The 16,638-nt window shown below is 49.9% G+C and carries 9 protein-coding genes and 2 pseudogenes; 7 read left to right on the plus strand and 4 right to left on the minus strand.

Annotated elements, in window-relative coordinates; genetic code table 11:
* On the minus strand, positions 1 to 1,438 hold a 1,438-nt coding region (locus GAC_RS03415), incomplete at its 3' end, for a MutS N-terminal domain-containing protein (RefSeq protein ID WP_037349468.1).
* A gap of 336 nt (positions 1,439 to 1,774) precedes the next feature.
* Here GAC_RS03415 and GAC_RS03420 point away from each other — a divergent pair.
* From GAC_RS03420 to GAC_RS03435, 4 genes are all read left to right on the plus strand, one after another.
* Positions 1,775 to 3,025 carry an AM410 family tick-upregulated protein gene (locus tag GAC_RS03420; RefSeq protein WP_010269731.1) on the plus strand — a complete coding sequence of 417 codons (1,251 nt, stop codon included), beginning with the start codon at positions 1,775 to 1,777 and terminating at the stop codon, positions 3,023 to 3,025.
* Positions 3,022 to 3,381, plus strand: coding sequence for a histidine triad nucleotide-binding protein (locus GAC_RS03425; RefSeq protein ID WP_010267386.1), 360 nt, complete (start codon positions 3,022 to 3,024; stop codon positions 3,379 to 3,381). The genes GAC_RS03420 and GAC_RS03425 overlap by 4 nt, the downstream gene beginning before the upstream one ends.
* A 216-nt stretch (positions 3,382 to 3,597) precedes the next feature.
* Entirely contained in the window at positions 3,598 to 4,503 is a 906-nt protein-coding gene (dapA, locus tag GAC_RS03430) for a 4-hydroxy-tetrahydrodipicolinate synthase (protein WP_010269726.1), read from the plus strand.
* 216 nt (positions 4,504 to 4,719) lie between these two features.
* Positions 4,720 to 5,871 carry a phage major capsid protein gene (locus tag GAC_RS03435; RefSeq protein ID WP_010263447.1) on the plus strand — a complete coding sequence of 384 codons (1,152 nt, stop codon included), beginning with the start codon at positions 4,720 to 4,722 and terminating at the stop codon, positions 5,869 to 5,871.
* A gap of 584 nt (positions 5,872 to 6,455) precedes the next feature.
* On the opposite strand, the pseudogene GAC_RS03440 reads toward GAC_RS03435, so the two are convergent.
* Positions 6,456 to 9,247, minus strand: a pseudogene (locus tag GAC_RS03440) (2-oxoglutarate dehydrogenase E1 component).
* Positions 9,248 to 9,385: 138 nt separating this feature from the next.
* On the opposite strand from GAC_RS03440, the gene GAC_RS03445 reads away from it, so the two are divergent.
* The 3 genes from GAC_RS03445 (at position 9,386) to miaB (ending at position 14,682) form a co-directional block, all read left to right on the plus strand.
* Positions 9,386 to 10,216, plus strand: a complete 831-nt coding sequence (locus GAC_RS03445) for a DUF2163 domain-containing protein (protein WP_010263429.1) — start codon at positions 9,386 to 9,388, stop codon at positions 10,214 to 10,216.
* Positions 10,217 to 10,898: 682 nt separating this feature from the next.
* Positions 10,899 to 13,154, plus strand: a complete 2,256-nt coding sequence (locus GAC_RS03450) for a glycoside hydrolase/phage tail family protein (protein ID WP_227013250.1) — start codon at positions 10,899 to 10,901, stop codon at positions 13,152 to 13,154.
* Positions 13,155 to 13,290: 136 nt separating this feature from the next.
* Entirely contained in the window at positions 13,291 to 14,682 is a 1,392-nt protein-coding gene (miaB, locus tag GAC_RS03455; protein ID WP_010269717.1) for a tRNA (N6-isopentenyl adenosine(37)-C2)-methylthiotransferase MiaB, read from the plus strand.
* A 134-nt stretch (positions 14,683 to 14,816) separates the two neighbouring features.
* Here the strand turns inward: miaB and GAC_RS03460 are convergent, their stop codons facing one another.
* Both GAC_RS03460 and GAC_RS03465 read right to left on the minus strand, forming a co-directional pair.
* Entirely contained in the window at positions 14,817 to 15,728 is a 912-nt protein-coding gene (locus tag GAC_RS03460) for an MFS transporter (RefSeq protein WP_241760149.1), read from the minus strand.
* Between the two features lie 330 nt (positions 15,729 to 16,058).
* Positions 16,059 to 16,638 (minus strand): annotated as a pseudogene (locus tag GAC_RS03465) (2-polyprenylphenol 6-hydroxylase); the annotation flags it as partial.

Below are 16,638 nucleotides of genomic sequence, written 5' to 3' on the forward strand. Positions count from 1 at the left end.
TACCCAGCACGCTGTTGTACGCAATCTTGAGGCTGCCTATCCCAGTAAGCTTACGGTACTTATCACGCAGGTCCTGCATGAGTTTATCACTTTCACTTTCAATGCGCACAACCGTGGCTAGACGCGCATTGCATGCAGGATTTATAAACCCACCATCTCTGGCGTTTGCTGCATTATTTTCAAGTATGGTGCCGCTTATTAACTTCAGCAGCTTCTCATGCTCACCAAACTCACCAACAATCCTGACCAACATAGGATTGTCCACTTCTAGCATGATCTGCTGCAGTCGCAGAATCTTTGCGAGGGCCTTTCCTAACATGCAAACATCCCGCGGCGAGCATTTAAGCAGCTTGATCCGAGTCAGGATACGTTCCATATCAGGGATCCCACGCATGACATCTCTTATGCTCTCACATATATTTCGGCTTTTTACGAAAAACTCCACAGCATCCTGTCTGCTATTTATGACGTGTGGGCAGGAGGATGGAAACGCAAGATGTCGCTTTAGGAGCCTGCTTCCTATCGCAGTCACGGTTCTATCTATGACGGATACCAAGGCCCCCTCTTTCTCCCCAGACTGGGTGCAAAACAACTCAAGGTTCCGCAGCGCTGCACCGTCTATGAGTACAAAGCTTTTGCTATCGCACACTTTCGGATAGCCTAACTTCGGAAGGTTATTCTTCTGCGTTGTGCGCACGTACTCAACCAAAGAGCCACATGCAGACACCTCCACATCTGTAAAATTTCCTAATCCCCGCAGGGTATTCACTCCATATATCCCACACAAGACCTTTTCTGCTTTTTTGACATCGAAGAAACTCTCGCTATGGCTGGTAACTGCGCACCGATGCCTACGCAAAATCAGTTCAACTTCCCGTTGCTCTTTCAGTCGATCGGAAATTAGCAACTCCCTGGGGCGTATCCGCTGTATTTCGCTGTCAATGTTCTCCAGTCTACTGGAACGCACGTTGAATATTCCTGCAGATAGGTCCATCCACGCCACACCGTAGCTATCTCCCACACGCGAAAGGCACGCCAGATAGTTGTTCTCACTCGCTTCCAGCAACCCGTCTTCAAGCAAAGTGCCAGGCGTTACTATCCTCACTACATCTCGTTTAACCAGGGCCCGATGCCCCCGCTTGCGCGCTTCCTCCACCGTCTCAAGTTGCTCACATATGGCAACCTTGTGGCCAAGTTTTACTAACCTTCCCAAATAGCTGTCTGCACTGTGCGTGGGTATACCGCACATAGGGGTTCCAGCGCCCCTCTTGGTTAACACTATATCCAAAGCCCTAGATGCCACAACCGCATCGTCGAAAAAAAGCTCGTAAAAGTCCCCAAGCCTGTAAAACAGCAAACACCCCTCATATTGGTCTTTTAGTGACTTATACTGCCTGATTATGGGAGTATATTCCGTATTGTCGCTTGCCTTAACCATGTGTTAACCTTTGCGTGCTTAAGTATGCGCTAACCGTTGCGTGTGCTTGGGTTGCGATTTTATACACAATACCGGATACGTACACCAAAATTTTTGCGTTCGTTTGGTGGGTTGATGTTTTAAACTTTTGCATGCTGTACGCTGAGTATCTATAATCCTGTGGTTTTCTTGATGCTTTTGACGTGTTGCACGGGGCTTGACGGGTCTGCATCAAGCCAGCATGGAGGGGTGCCGGATGGGGTGCTGCCGCCGTTGTCTGATGCGTTTAGGTTTGGTCAATTGCGGATCTAAGCCGATTAGATGCCGCGTGATGGGTATGAGATTTAGGGGGTCAGTATGAGCACCGATAAAAATTTGCAGGAAAAGGCGAGTGAAGCTCTCAAGAAAGCGGGAGTTGGTGCCGCAACTGCCGCCGATTTCGCCACTACCCCACCAAAAACAAATAAACATGCCTCAACCACCCGCAATACTTGGCAGAATATCAAAAACTTGGTTAGTAGAGTTAGAAGTTCGGACGAGTGGAGCCCATTTAAAAGCAGGGTTGGTAGGATACAGAACACACCTAGCGAGAGGGCTCGCGGTAACGACGTAAGCGCATCTTATGGCCAATCCGGCAAGCTGACTCTTACAATTGCAAACTACGTCTTCAACGACGACGCACTAAAAATATTGGATGCAGTTGATAGCAGCGAAGAGAAGCGACTCGATCCGAAGAGCTCAGCACTTGGAGTGAATTTTTCCAGCGACACCCTCATTGACGTAAAGGGGATGATGAAAAACCAAGAGGCCATGAAGGGCTATGAAAAGCTGGTAGCGCTTCGAGAACATCTTGCAAAATGTGGCGGCAAGATTGCCGTTACTCGCACTCGAGATGGCTTTGAAAGGACGCTTAAGGTTACCTTAGATACCGAAAACAAAACTGTAGATCAGATACAAAAGGAAATTGAATCCGTTCTTGAGTGCGTCGGGATAAAAAATCGTACACTAGCACACAGCCTCGCAAAGGAAATGGCGTACAAGAGGGATATGGGGCATTCCCAAACTGGTGATCAAGTCAGCAATATAAAAAATGACGGGTCTGCACGTAGCGGCAGTGACGCGACCGGGCCAAGTTCTCAGACGGCGCAACACGGGCATAATATAGAGTCAGATGTTGACAGCAATGCTCAGCACAGCGTAGATAGTAGTGGATCTGAAGTGGGAGATGACATGGTTCTTGGTTTAAGTGCAGCACAGCAATCAGGAGCTGGCCCCGGTGATATTACACCGGAAAGCTTTTCCCTAGCAGCAACAGTGGGGCCGTATGCCAGGTCCCAGATTGGGGGAAAATCCAGCGCAAAGGAGACAGCGGAGTTGCAATCTGAGTTCCTAAAAAAGTGCAGCGGCGCAGCTGCTTCTCAGGATATCAGCAAGGCTACAGCAGATATCACCCTAGATGAAGCATTGGTCCATAGCGCTTCCGCAGGGCTTGATGGGGTAGTCAATAGCGGAGTGTCGCAGTCAGAGGCAGCGTCGTTCACCCCCACCTCAGCCCCAGGACAGGCCGCAGCGTCCGCACGCGCTGTCTCAACCGGCAGAGATGCATGACCAATAGCGCAGCAATAGGGGAGTATGACAGCGGCAATGTGTTTGCCCGCATCTTGAGGGGCGAGGCACCTTGTAGAAAGGTGTACGAGGACGAGCAGGTTTTGGCCTTTCACGATATTCGTCCGGAAGCTCCAGTACATGTTCTTGTGATACCCAAGGGTAAGTACATATCATACGATGACTTCATAAGATCTGACTGCGATATCGCAGGCTTCTTCAGGACAGTGGGCGCGATAGCCAGAGAGCTTGGGCTCCACCACGGAGGGTATAGGTTGGTCACCAACCATGGGAAATCGGCCGGGCAAGTGGTGCCACATTTTCACGTTCACATACTCGGCCATCCGGAAAAACCCTGAGCACAAAAATCCTGACGGCGGCCACGGTCAGGGAGCTTAGCTCACCATGGATGCAGGTTGCCTGTTGTCGGTGGCGCGGCTACCGGTCTCTTATGCCGCACCCACTGGGCTTCTGCACTTTTTCATCCACAAAGTGTGGGTACGTGCCGGTGCTAACTTGCGCTTGCGGCGTAAAAGTGTTATTGCTAACTCGACGCTATGTAAAACGGGCCGGCCATGAAGCTTAGTGGAGTCTTTACCGCGTTGGCAACCCCCTTTAGAGATGACTTATCCCTGGATGAAAGAGCGCTGGCCTCGTTTGTGGATTGGCAGATTTCTTCAGGAATCTCCGGGATAGTACCGTGCGGCACTACCGGAGAGTCTGCTACCCTGAATTTTGAGGAGTACTGCACAGTAGTGAGGCTGTGCATAGAAACTGCACGGGGGCGCATCCTGGTCATCGCGGGTGCGGGGTCTCACTGTACCACAGAAACTATAAGTAGGGCGCTGTTCGTGCAATCTGCCGGGGCGGATGCAGCTTTGATAGTAGTGCCGTACTACAATCGGCCGAGTGACGAGGGAGTATATCAACACTTCCGAGCCGTGCATGACGCAACCAACATACCGATAGTGCTTTATAATGTCCCACAAAGAACAGCGATTGACATATCTAACGACACGATTAGAAGAATTGCGGAATTGCCCAGGGTTGTTGGCATAAAAGACTGCACTGGGGCTGAGAGGGTGGCAGCGCTGAAGGCAATTCTACCCGAGAAAGTTGCGATCCTTTCTGGCGAGGATGAAACCGCGCTTGCTTCTTACATGAATGGGGGTTCCGGGTGTATTTCTGTAGTGTCTAACGTTGCGCCAAAGATGGCCGTGGAATTGTATCGCCTCCATGCACTGGGGAAAATAAACATGGCAAAACAAGTGAGCGGAAATTTGGCAGCGTTAAGCAGAGTGTTATTCATCGAGCCCAGTCCATCACCCACCAAATATGCACTCAGCTTGATGGGTAAAATGCGGCCGAAAGTGCGCCTGCCCCTGGTCGAGCTCACTAGCAGCGGCCAGACTGCAGTCAAGAATGTGCTAGAAACATTAGACTTGCTACGGCAACAGAAGGCAATGCATAGCCAACTGTAGCGCGCTCTGGAGTGGCAAAACTTAATCGCGGCGAAGGTGCAGTGTTCAGCCGTCTTGCCGTGCGTGCATTTCAATTCTCGCATGCATTATCAGCTTTTCGAAGTTTCTTGCTTACGTACAAGCAGGTAATCAGGTAATAATGCCCTTGGAGAGCGCTACTATGATTCTCACCAAGAATCTCTCTACCTGCATATTTTCATAATTTCTAGGAATTACATGACAGTACCTAATTTTGAAGTAAAAGACAGCGTTACAAGCCTCATACCCGCATACAACGAGCTCCAAGAGCACGATGACGGCCCTCATGAGGAAAACCGACTCCCCTTGAAAGTCAGACATATAGAGGAGATTAATCGCAAATTTGACCAGCAAAGTGATCGCTTAGACAGGTTGGAGCTCGCCGCAAAGCGCCTCAACCTCTGCGAGGACCCCGAAGCGCTAGAGCGCAAGTCACTATCAGAATACATACGCAACGGACAAGTTACAGGTTTTGAACAAAAAGGCCTTGATAGCAGCTCAGCACTAGCGTACCTCATGCCGAGAGAAATCTCCATGCATATAGACAAGCGCTTATCTCAAAGCTCTGTAATGCGCAAACTGTGCTCGGTGGAGAAGGTATCGGGAGACAGCCTCGAATATTTCACCACCAACAATAAGGATACCTTCGTGGGGTGGGGAGGAGAAGTGCAAAGCGATACAGCAGCCCCAAAAATGAGCAAGACGACCATATACTTGCACGAGTTATACGCGCAACCGCAGATTGCAAAAAAGCTTTTGGATGACTCCTTAGTAGATCTGGAAGGCTGGCTCATAGACAACCTGGTAGATGCGTTCAGCAGGAAAGAAAATGAGGCTTTCATCTCCGGGGATGGGGACAAGAAGCCATCCGGTATACTGTCATCTGAGGACGGGAAGGACGAAGGACAAATTGAAAGAGTATCCGCAAAACAGCTGAACAGCGACGCCATCATTTCACTGTACTACTCCCTGGACGAATATTTTGCCGGCAGAGGAGCGTTTATAATGCACAGAAGCGTGCTGCAGGCAATACGCTCACTCAAATCCGGTTCCGGACAGTATTTACTGCAACCTGGCCCATCCGGGGAGGAAACGCTGCTGGGGGCACCGGTATACCAAACTTCAGATATGCCGGCTATCGCCAATGCCAAACTCCCGATAATAGCGTTTGGGGATTTTAAAAACGCGTACAAAATTGTGGAAAATCGAAATATGAAAATCTTGCGTGACCCGTTTACGAGCAAAGCTTTCGTCGCGTTTTACACAACAAAGCGTGTGGGCGGGAGCATCATAAACGGGAGTGCAATAAAGCTGTTGAAGATCGAAGGCAGCAAGCCCACGGTTGAATAAAAACTCGACAACCTGTACGGTGGGGCGTTCATCACGCCCCATTGTGCATTTAGTGCGCGGTAAAGCGGTTTGAGGAGGGCATTAAGCTGCCCGCATACACAACCTACCGTTGTACATTCATAGAGCGGTGGCATGGGTAGGCATACGTGGCGGTTAAAACCTGTGCAGGTGCCACCATTCGCGGGATTGGGCGCTGCTTTGTGGCACACACCACGGCTGCTGGTTCGTAAAGAACAATACATGCATTCAGAGTTTGCATAGCTCCGCAACCACGGCAGGAGGCACCTTCGGCATACATATATGTCCATCAATACACCCTAATGTGCACTTCGCAAAACAGATGATCAGTCTGCGTCTCGGCATACAGGTAAGTGACACTTCATCCAGCCACTTGTCATTGCTACAAAACCTGTACGGGGCTCTATGCGAGGGTGCGCGCTGCAATTTCATGTGGCTCAGATATGCCCGCAAAGGGATGCCGGCACACTTAAAGGACGCACATAAGCACTTGGTGCACCTGCGGCAACTAACCTATCGGTCGGGAAAAGCTTTTTACACCTACTGTACAAACACTGGCAGGACCACTATGCAAATACGGAATCTATTATAGCCTGCTGTTGCGTCGCGTGTGCGCTTGGGTACCCTGCCGCCGTGGACGCAGACTCAGACCTACCGATATAGGATACGGACCCGGAAATGCCGGCACACCGCATGGACTCTTCAATCCGATCGCGCACAAAACTCCAGCCGCCCATGTTAAAATGCTCTTCCTGGCACCATACTACCGAAGCTTTTTTGTACTTCGCAAGCTCATTAGCCAATAACTCGGTCGGGAACGGGTAGTATTGCTCCAGCCTCAGAAGTGCAACATCTGTCTTATCAGCTCTTGCCGCTAGAAGATCGTAGTACACCTTCCCGCTGCACACCACTACCCGACGTACCGCACTGGAATTAACATCCGAAACCTCGCCAATCACCGGAATAAAATGACCTTCAAAGTCTGAGATTTTGGACACAGCCATTTTATGCCTCAGTAGAGATTTCGGAGTGAACACCACCAGCGGCTTTCTGAAATCCCTATGCAGCTGCCTACGCAGCGCATGAAAAAATTCGCGGGAGTCGTGCAGTTGACAACCTGCATGTTGTCCTCGGCACAGAGCTGCAAATACCTTTCAATTCTCGCGGAGCTATGCTCTGGACCCTGGCCTTCATACCCATGCGGTAGCAATAGTACCAATCCGCTGGACCGCATCCACTTGGTTTCAGCAGCAGCGACATACTGGTCAATAATTATCTGCGCACCGTTGGCAAAATCACCAAACTGCGCCTCCCAAATGACTAATACATTGGGGGAATCCAAGCTATACCCATACTCAAAGCCCATAACCGCATACTCAGAAAGCGGGCTATCCATGACGTCAAACCTGGCCTGTTCCACGCCTAGATTGTTCAGAGGTACGTAGTGCTCCCCAGTAACCTGGTCCACAAGCCTAGCATGCCTATGGGAGAACGTGCCCCTGGCAGAATCCTCCCCAGATAGGCGAACCCTGAATTTTTCGACCAACAGCGAGGCAATAGCCAGAGCTTCGCCCGTACCCCAATCTATTGAGTCACTCTGCACACCTTTGAGCCTGCCAGCCAGCATCCTGGCGATTTTCGTTTCCGCGTTGAACCCCTCCGGGATGGCACATAGAGAGTCTACCAAGGCGAGCAATTTGCTCCTCTCAACCCCAGTCTCTGAAAGATAATCCTGAAAGTTGCCCGGATCTGGGCGCCTGAGACCTTGCCAACAACCCTGAAACCAATCCTCCTCTTCTGGCTTGTACTTCGCAGACTCGGCAAAGGCCTCCTCCAACACTGCGCGGAACTCCCCACGCGACTTATCAACATCCTCCTTGGTAACCACTCCCTCACTTATGAGCCGTTCTGCATACAAGCTGGCAACGGTCTTGTGCGCGGCAATGCGTTTGTACATCAGCGGTTGGGTAAACATAGGTTCGTCACCCTCATTGTGACCAAAGCGCCTGTAGCAGACTATATCAACCACTACATCCTTCCCAAATTTGCTTCTGTATTCCATGGCCAGATCCGCCACTAACAGTACTGACTCCGGATCATCACCATTAACATGAAACACGGGGGCATCTATCATCTTCGCTACATCCGAGCAGTAGAAAGACGTCATAGAACTTTCGGGGTCCGCGGTAAAGCCAACTTGGTTGTTCACTACCACATGCACAATTCCGCCCGGAGAGTAGCCCGCAACTCCACTCAAGGTAAACCCCTCTGAGACCACCCCCTGGCCGATGAAGGCAGCGTTCCCATGCACCAAAATTCCAAGCACAGGCTGGCGTTTTTCGTCGCTCTTAGCCTTCACTCTACCCATGACGACAGGGTTAACAGATTCCAAGCTAGAGGAGTTATACGCGAGCGACAGGTGCACCGTCTCACCCCCAATTTTTGTGTCAGTCGAGTACCCCAAATGGTATTTCACATCCCCAGATAACGACAACCCTTCTGGGTACGCCATACCCCCAGAAAATTCATACAGCACTGCAGCATATGGTTTGCGCATCACCCTAGTAAGTACACTCAGCCGCCCCCTGTGCGATAAACCTAGCACAACTTCTTTGCAGTTAAACCCCGGCGCAAGGGCAATTATTCTCTCAAGCAAGGGAACAAGCACATCCCCGCCCTCAACAGAAAACCTCTTGTATCCTGGATATCTTACATGCAGAAACTGCTCAAACAATTCGGTCTCCTGCAAACACCGCAAGGTCTCTCTCTTGCGCTCAGGCGCGATTACCCTGCTGGTATTTTCAATCTTATCCCTCAGCCAATCGCGCTCCTCACTGGAGGGTATATGCATGAACTCATAGCCAATTGAGCCGCAGTAGGTTTCTTTGAGAGCTTGCAAAATTGAAGGCAACGAAGACCCAGACCCACGCCAAGCAGCTTCGCCGTCCCCTATTATAGAAGCGATAAACTTATCATGATCAAGCGCAACCTTCCCTGCCATGCCTAGGGGATCAAGATCTGCTGCAAGATGCCCGTAAGACCTAAAAAAATGCAGTAGACACAGAACCTTAGAGTCCACAGCTATATCATTACCAGAAGTGGCTTGCGCACACTCGGCAGGGTATTTATCCTCCAATGCGCGAGTGAACAAGCTCTTCCAACAATTCGGAAGCTCCGCATCTCCCCGCTCATACCTGCTGTACACCTCTTCCACAAGAAGTGCATTATCCCCAAACAAACAATCCTTCTGGCTCCTGTAAGACACCACGTACACCTTCACGCAGCAACAAAAATCCTCGCACAGTGTGGAGAATCGCGACCACTCTAACATACTTTCACGGTCATTTAAAGCTAACATTCTCCCGGCGCTATGTTGGTTCCCTAGCCTGGATAACTTTTGCTTACTAATTGTCAGGCTGGGTTTTACCCTCTAGTACGGGATCCTTGTACACCGATCTCTACAAAATCAATTTATTAATATCTGAGGATAACGCCCATGAAAAATGCAGCACAAAAACTGCCAGCTCACACCTCTCACGCAGTAATAACCACCGCGCTTTGTTGCAGGATATCGGCCGAAAACGCTGACATAAGGCTCACAGAACATGACGAAAACCTCGAAATCGACAATGCTGTTTATAGCTCCGGCTATGGCATAAACTTCGGCCCTATATATCGTGGCAAGGACCGTAGCATAGCCTCGATCGAGATAACAAAATATGGCAGCATTATGAGAGAGCAAGCTCTCGCAAGTGGGCAGCGCAGCCGCATTGAGGTAGAGATATTTTCAATCGATTATGATGATGTATCGCGGGAAAAAATAACGCTGTTCGTCGGAATGGTAAGCACTATCACGGTCGAAAATCACAGGCTAAAAATCTCACTCGAGGGAATCCAGAGCGCCTTATCCGACAAAATTGGTATATTATTTTCTCCCCATTGCAGGGCACAATTTTGTGACAGCAAGTGTAAGCTCGACAGGAAGAAATTCACGTTTCAAAGTACAGTAGACAAAGTGGTGGATCACCTAACCCTGGAGGATACCAAGCTTCCCTACGCAGACTGCTACTATAAACACGGAGTGGTCACATTTCTGGATGGAGAGAATCGGGGAATATCCGTGGAAGTGCGCGGCCACAGACACTATATGGTACACCTGGCCAGAAGTGCGCCCTACCCAATACTACCGGGAGATGCGTACTCAATAATCGCCGGGTGTGACAAAAACTTTCTCACTTGCAGTAGAAAATTCGACAATACGAGTAACTTCCGGGGAGAGCCCCACGTACCAGATTTAAATTCCGTATACCAACCTCTTGAGGAGTGAGCAAACCCGCTAGTGCCACGAGCCGATGGTCTGCACAATACCCCAGCATGGCGCCTTAGCAACACCAGATGTAGACAAACTGCGTCGTAGCTGAACACACTAGCAAACCTGAGACGCATCACCTGCATAGCGGCGTGACAAAATCCACACGGCCATTTCGTGCTCTGCCGCGGCAAAGGCATATGCTAACATTCCGATGCTGGGGCGCTCTGTCCCCACCAGAGCACCGGGCAATACCACCCACAACTGCGGCACACCTTGTATGAAAATTACTGCAACTATCCCGGGTTAAATTATGTCAACAACACCAATATTGTCTACCATCGCTAGCGTAGTAAATCAAGCAGTCTGGAAGTCTGTCACACAATCTATCGAAGAGGCACTCAACCGAGTTACAACCGAAGGGCTATCAGCGCCCAACTTGCGGAACAGAGGCAGCACGCAAGCCAAAAAACCCCCAAAGGAAACCAGGGTGCAAACATCCACATACGGCAAGACATTGTGCAAAGTGTATGGCACTGCACAAGTACAAGGCAACATAATATGGGCACAACCAATCAGGTATGCAAGGCACCAAGAAACCTACACAACACGTGGCTCACAATCAGCAAAACGCACCACAAGCAGCCACGCAACACTGGCAATTGCCATATGCTCGGGACCAATACACAGACTCTCTCGCATGTGGGCAAATGGAAAACCGCTAGATTTGTCCACAATAAAACACAGGCTATACAAGGGCACCGAAGACCAAGCACCCGATCCACTAATGTCCCCCGCAGGGGAACACACCCCCGCATACCGCGGCATCGCGTACATCGTGATAGAGGACCTGCCACTTCAAGACTACAACAATGCAGTGCCGAATTTTGTGTTTGAGGTCACTGCGTATCCAGAAGGTTTTTTGGAAGGCCATATTACGCAGAAAATCAATAGCATACACACCATAGGTAGAGGAGAATTTTCTTATGACACTGAAATACACAGGGCAATACAAGTCGCGGTTGTAGGTACACAAACAGTTGCATATGGAACTGCAGCAAAAATCAACGGGATGGGTGGTTATACGCGGTCAAACGCATTATTAGCCCTGGATGCGATGCAGAGCATTTTACCTAACGTGCAATGGGTGGCAGTAACGGTTCACTGGTTTACTGACGGACAAAACATTAAGCATTGCGGGGTCCGCCCCGCGACCATATACGAGCATGACGTCAAGATAACTCCAGACGCCTGGAAGGTTGGTAATTTTACCGCAACAAATGCATACAAACTTAGGCTAAAAGATGGCCGGCAGCCGCCCAAGGGAACCACCCACGATGCGTCCTTAGTGCGATACATATGGGAGCTTAAATCCAGGGGTTATAAGATACTATTACTGCCGAAATTGATCGTAAATTTCGAAGAAGGCACACAATTGACGTGCGAGAACCCGCAAGACATCGACCAGTTTTTCAGTCGGCGATACCGGCCATTCATAGAACACTACTGCCTACTTACCAGGGGAACCATAGATGCGTTCGTAATAGGCAGCGGTCTTACATCGCTTACCAGAATCAAAGATGACGCAGAATCGTTCCCGGCAGTAGAGGCACTCATACGCTTGGCTGAACTGGCAAAGCAGGTGCTTGGAAACGCCACAGTTGTAACATACGCGGCAAATTGGGACGAATATCACTCGCACAACGGGGTATACAACTTAGACGCGTTGTGGGCATCTGACCATATTGACGTCGTCGGCATCAACGCGTATTTCCCCCTTACAGACACCCCAAATCCCACGCATAGGTTCAGCGCACAAAGCGTTGCACAATCTTGGCACAGCAGTGAAGGGTATGATGGCCCCTACAAGCACCCGACTATAGGACAATCTGAAAGCTCCCATCTGAGCTCTGCGTACAAAAACATAGGCCAATGGTGGAGCAGCAGCCATGTAAACCGGCATAACAATACCAAAACCGCGTGGCAACCTAAAAGCAAAAGGGTATGGTTCATAGAATATGGTTTCCGAAGTGTGGCAGACTGCACATACAGGCCGCTATCGCCCGAACAACACGCTAGTGCTGCAGAAAACGCAACACCAGATAGCGTAGATTTTGTCGCACAAAAAACCGCTATAGAAGGCACTTTTGACGCGTGGCACCCCTCAGAAATTGTGGAGAGGATGTTCCTTTACGCGTGGAATCTCGAGCCGTACGTTAAAACGGAGCCATATTTCTACCAAAACTGGCAGACTGGCCATTGGATAAACGGAAAAATAGACGCGACCACACTGTCTGCAATCCTCCAAAGCGTGACCAGCAAGGTAGGCCTGCGTTCCACAACCGCAAAGGAAGCGGACGAGCTCGTGCTGGGATATTCAATCCACAATTACACATCAGCGGAGGCCGTGGTCAAGGAACTACAAAAAATATACTGCCTGGACGTCAGGGAAAAGGCGGGGGAATTGGTCTTCTCGGACTCTGACCCGGAATCTGTACTGCACATACCGGACGAGGATGTAGTTCCGGGAAGCTACCAGGTAACTTACGCACCCACAGCCCCCTGCGAAGCGCAAGCACTGCTATACGTAAGCCGCAGGTTTGGCTACCAGCCGAGGCTTAGAAACCCGCAGGCATGCCAAGTTGGTGGGCCAAAAGCCTCAGGCATTTTACAAACATCACTGGTGCTTGATGATCTACATGCGGAGGCCATAGTGGATGATTTACAACACCTCACCGCAAGCCAGAATTGCTTTTTCAGGATATCTCTGCCCATAAAATATGCTTCACTAAATGTGGGAGATGTAATCAGCGTGGAATGGGAGCACAGGCAACACACGTTAAAAATTGCTAGCGTGAGGATTGCAGGCCTACAGGTGCACCTTGGGGGGTTTATCCACACTCCAACGCGTTTTAAACGCAAAAGCTTTTCTTGTATATCATACACCCCCAAATAGCAGTATACATATACCATTGGTAATCAAAGCACTAAGAGATTTCTAGCCACGCGCGCAGAGTATACGGCGCAGAGATTCGTGTTGTGTCTATGCACAAAATATTATAGAATTCACGATCGCCTTCACATCGCGGTTTATGACAAAAGGGCTGTATATAGAGTCCTACGGGTGCCAAATGAACGTTTATGATTCCTTGATGGTTGAGGATATCCTCAGGCCGTTAGGTTTTGCAGCGGTCCAGCGCCCGGAAGACGCAGATATCATAATGGTTAACACCTGCCACGTAAGAGAAAAGGCAGCAGAAAAGCTATATTCCGCACTTGGAAGGATGCGTATGCTCCGCAAAGAAGGTGCGTTGATAGTGGTGGCAGGGTGCGTTGCACAGGCTGAGGGAGAAGCAGTCTTTGAGCGGGCCCCGTTTGTTGATGTTGTGGTAGGGCCGCAGAGCATACACACGTTGCCCGAGCTGATCATGAAAGCCACTCGGGACGCAAAGCAGATGAATGTTGAGTTCCCCGCCATCTCTAAGTTTGATGTAATATCTACAGATTTGCTGGTCAGCCGCGGAGTTTCGGCGTTTGTATCAGTCCAAGAAGGGTGTGATAAGTTCTGTACCTTTTGTGTAGTGCCCTACACTCGGGGGCCAGAGTATTCAAGATCGGTTGAAGATGTGCTGGCGGAAGTGAGAAAACTCGCCGACGGAGGCACAAAAGAGGTTGTACTGCTTGGGCAAAATGTAAACGCATACCATGGAACCTACAAGGGTAACGAGTGGGACTTGGGGCGTTTAATACGGAAGGTGGCGGAAGTTGACGGCATTGAGAGGATACGATACACAACCTCCCACCCAAAGGATATGCATAGCTCACTATATGACGCACATAAGCACGAACCTAAGTTGCTGCCTTGTGTCCACCTACCAGTGCAATCTGGCTCAGATTCCGTGCTACGTAAAATGAACCGCAAACACTCGGTGCAGGAGTATATGGATATAATAGACACCCTCAAAGAGGCCAGGAGCGATATTGCACTTTCGTCAGACTTCATCGTGGGCTTCCCCGGAGAAACCGAAGAAGACTTTGAAGCTACAATGGACTTAGTCAGGCACGTTGGGTTTGCCACATCCTACAGCTTTAAGTACAGTCCAAGGCCTGGGACCCCCGGCGCAGAGTATACGAACCAGGTACCGGAGGAGGAAAAAAGCAGCCGTTTGCATAGACTGCAGCACCTGCTGCTCACCCAGCAGCGCCTTTTCACCAAGAGCATGATAGGCAAGACTGTATCAGTGTTGGTATGCGGCACAGAAGGCTCGCGCAGTTGCAGTAACGAGGTATTCGGCAAGAGCGAACACATGCAGCCGGTGTACATCTCTGTGGATGGAGACCCGGCGGGGTACCGTAACAAGATATTCAGCGTAAAAGTGCTGGAAGAAGGAGCGCGCAGCTCTTTGAAGGGCATTATTTGCACCGATACAATCTCCCTCCCCCCCACAGCATGTAGCCCCTGCCGATCCGCCGTACAGGCTTGAGCTGTGTCTGGTTCAATAATCAGCCAATAATCGGCCAAACCAGCCGCACCGTTTATGTGCGTACCAAAGCCAATAGACTGGGCAGCACCAATTCATTGAGCAAATTTTTGTCGGGCGACACCCCTGCAACAGTACTAACTACCGCGCGCTCTAGTAAGGCTACAGTGCGCCACACAGCCTAGCACGCAAGCCACAGCCGCGGAGTATCTTAACAACGTTGTAAGGTTGTAGTATTCTGACAGCAAAGTAAGCACCAGAATTACAACGCCAGCTATGGTGCACATCGCGCCATTGACGATCGCGCAGAAGGTTGTAACCCTTGCAGCCGTCATGTTACACCCGAAAGTAAATGCTATCATGTGCCCACCGGCAGCAAATCCGAAACAAAACGATGCAAAATAGCACAAATACGCCACCAATGCGGGATCTTCGGCAGACAGCATTCGCTGTATAAGCAGTGCAACTATCGGTAGACTACACATTTGAAATACGCAAAACGCGAAAAGGACGCGTTTTTTATCCTGCAACACAGCCAGCACCCAACATGCAAAGGGCGCCCCAAGGGAGAAGCCTACCCATGCATATACGGAAACCAGATATACCACCCTAGAGTCCAGTTTATACAACAGAAAACCCGCGACGGCAAAAAACATGCCAAACATCATACCACCAACTATGGAGGCATATAGCGCATCCCTGGTTGTGACGATATCGCGCATATTCCTCACCACCTGGAGGAACTGCATGTGCCCTGAGGCCCCTCTATAGCCCGGAGGATTCTGCACAGCACACAACGCCATGAGAAAAACTGCAAATTGTACCGCGATGATGCACGATACCAAAAACTTGAAGTGCTCCATGAGAAAGTGATTTTGGTAAAAAGAAAGCACACCAAACAGCGCATACGAAAGGCCGTGGGCCATTTGGGCAAGCCCGAACATGACACCAGACATGGGTGGCGTAAAAAAGTTCATGCTTGCATATCCAGCACCGATAAAACAAAAAGAGGCTCCGAAGGTTAGAATCGGCTGTGAAAGCATTACCATAAAAAGGAACCTTGCTCACCAGCAAGCATTTGAAAAAGTACGCCTACGCAGATACACAACGCGGCCGCCGGCAGCATTAATTTACCGCCATAGTGGTCTATTAACGCTCCAGAAAAAAGTTGAAATAGGGCAAAAAAACACATACGTGCAAACATGAGTGTGGCAACTCTGAGCTCGCTGTGCAGCACCACTTGTCCAAACGCGGAGTACATGCACTCTGAGCAGCTCAGAGATACCAACATCATAACTGTAGTCAACCAGCCAAAGTAGGCCTTTGCGCGTTCAGAGAGCATAATCAGACCTGATCTATAATCAACATATCTGCCACGCTCACTTCACTATCACTAGTACGACCAACAGCCCAACTATGACAAGCATCAAAAACGGGGCAGCGCCGAGTTGCGTGGTCTGCCCCCGGCCTTGCCTGTATCCATCATGGGAAATTATAATATCAAGGCTGCGGTCAATCTTGGACGCCAACATCCGCATGCCTCTCATGGACCTATAAACCTGTGACTTTTTAAACCGCTCGGTATATCCGTGATTGTCACCATGTTCCTGCACCCACAGTTCTGCAATTTTCCACAGGTTCATATCCGGCGCCAGTTGCCTACATATCCCTTCAACCAACACCATGGTTTTCTGCAACAAAAGCAACTGTGGTTGCACTTTCATGTTAAACTCACTGGTAACCATAAAGAGTTGGGTAAGCAACTCCGCCATGGAAAACCCCTGCGCGCTCATATCAGCTATAGGCTCCCATATCGCGCGGCAGGCCGTGATAAACTCATCGCACCTTCCGGGAATATACCCCGCATCAAGGTGTGCCTCAGCAACTCTGCGGTAGTCCCTACTCAAAAAGCCTATGAATATTTCGGAGATATACACACAGGTTTCCTCATCAATCCTG

This window comes from Anaplasma marginale str. Florida (assembly GCF_000215485.1).
GTDB classification, from domain to species: Bacteria; Pseudomonadota; Alphaproteobacteria; order Rickettsiales; family Anaplasmataceae; genus Anaplasma; species Anaplasma marginale.

Excerpts from the sequence above, each read along its gene's own strand:
- GAC_RS03445 (WP_010263429.1), top strand. The coding sequence starts at position 9,386 with ATGAAAAATGCAGCACAAAAACTGCCAGCTCACACCTCTCACGCAGTA.
- GAC_RS03425 (WP_010267386.1), top strand. The coding sequence starts at position 3,022 with ATGACCAATAGCGCAGCAATAGGGGAGTATGACAGCGGCAATGTGTTT.
- GAC_RS03450 (WP_227013250.1), top strand. The coding sequence starts at position 10,899 with ATGTGGGCAAATGGAAAACCGCTAGATTTGTCCACAATAAAACACAGG.
- miaB (WP_010269717.1), top strand. The coding sequence starts at position 13,291 with ATGACAAAAGGGCTGTATATAGAGTCCTACGGGTGCCAAATGAACGTT.
- GAC_RS03460 (WP_241760149.1), bottom strand. The coding sequence starts at position 15,728 with ATGGTAATGCTTTCACAGCCGATTCTAACCTTCGGAGCCTCTTTTTGT.
- GAC_RS03435 (WP_010263447.1), top strand. The coding sequence starts at position 4,720 with ATGACAGTACCTAATTTTGAAGTAAAAGACAGCGTTACAAGCCTCATA.
- dapA (WP_010269726.1), top strand. The coding sequence starts at position 3,598 with ATGAAGCTTAGTGGAGTCTTTACCGCGTTGGCAACCCCCTTTAGAGAT.
- GAC_RS03420 (WP_010269731.1), top strand. The coding sequence starts at position 1,775 with ATGAGCACCGATAAAAATTTGCAGGAAAAGGCGAGTGAAGCTCTCAAG.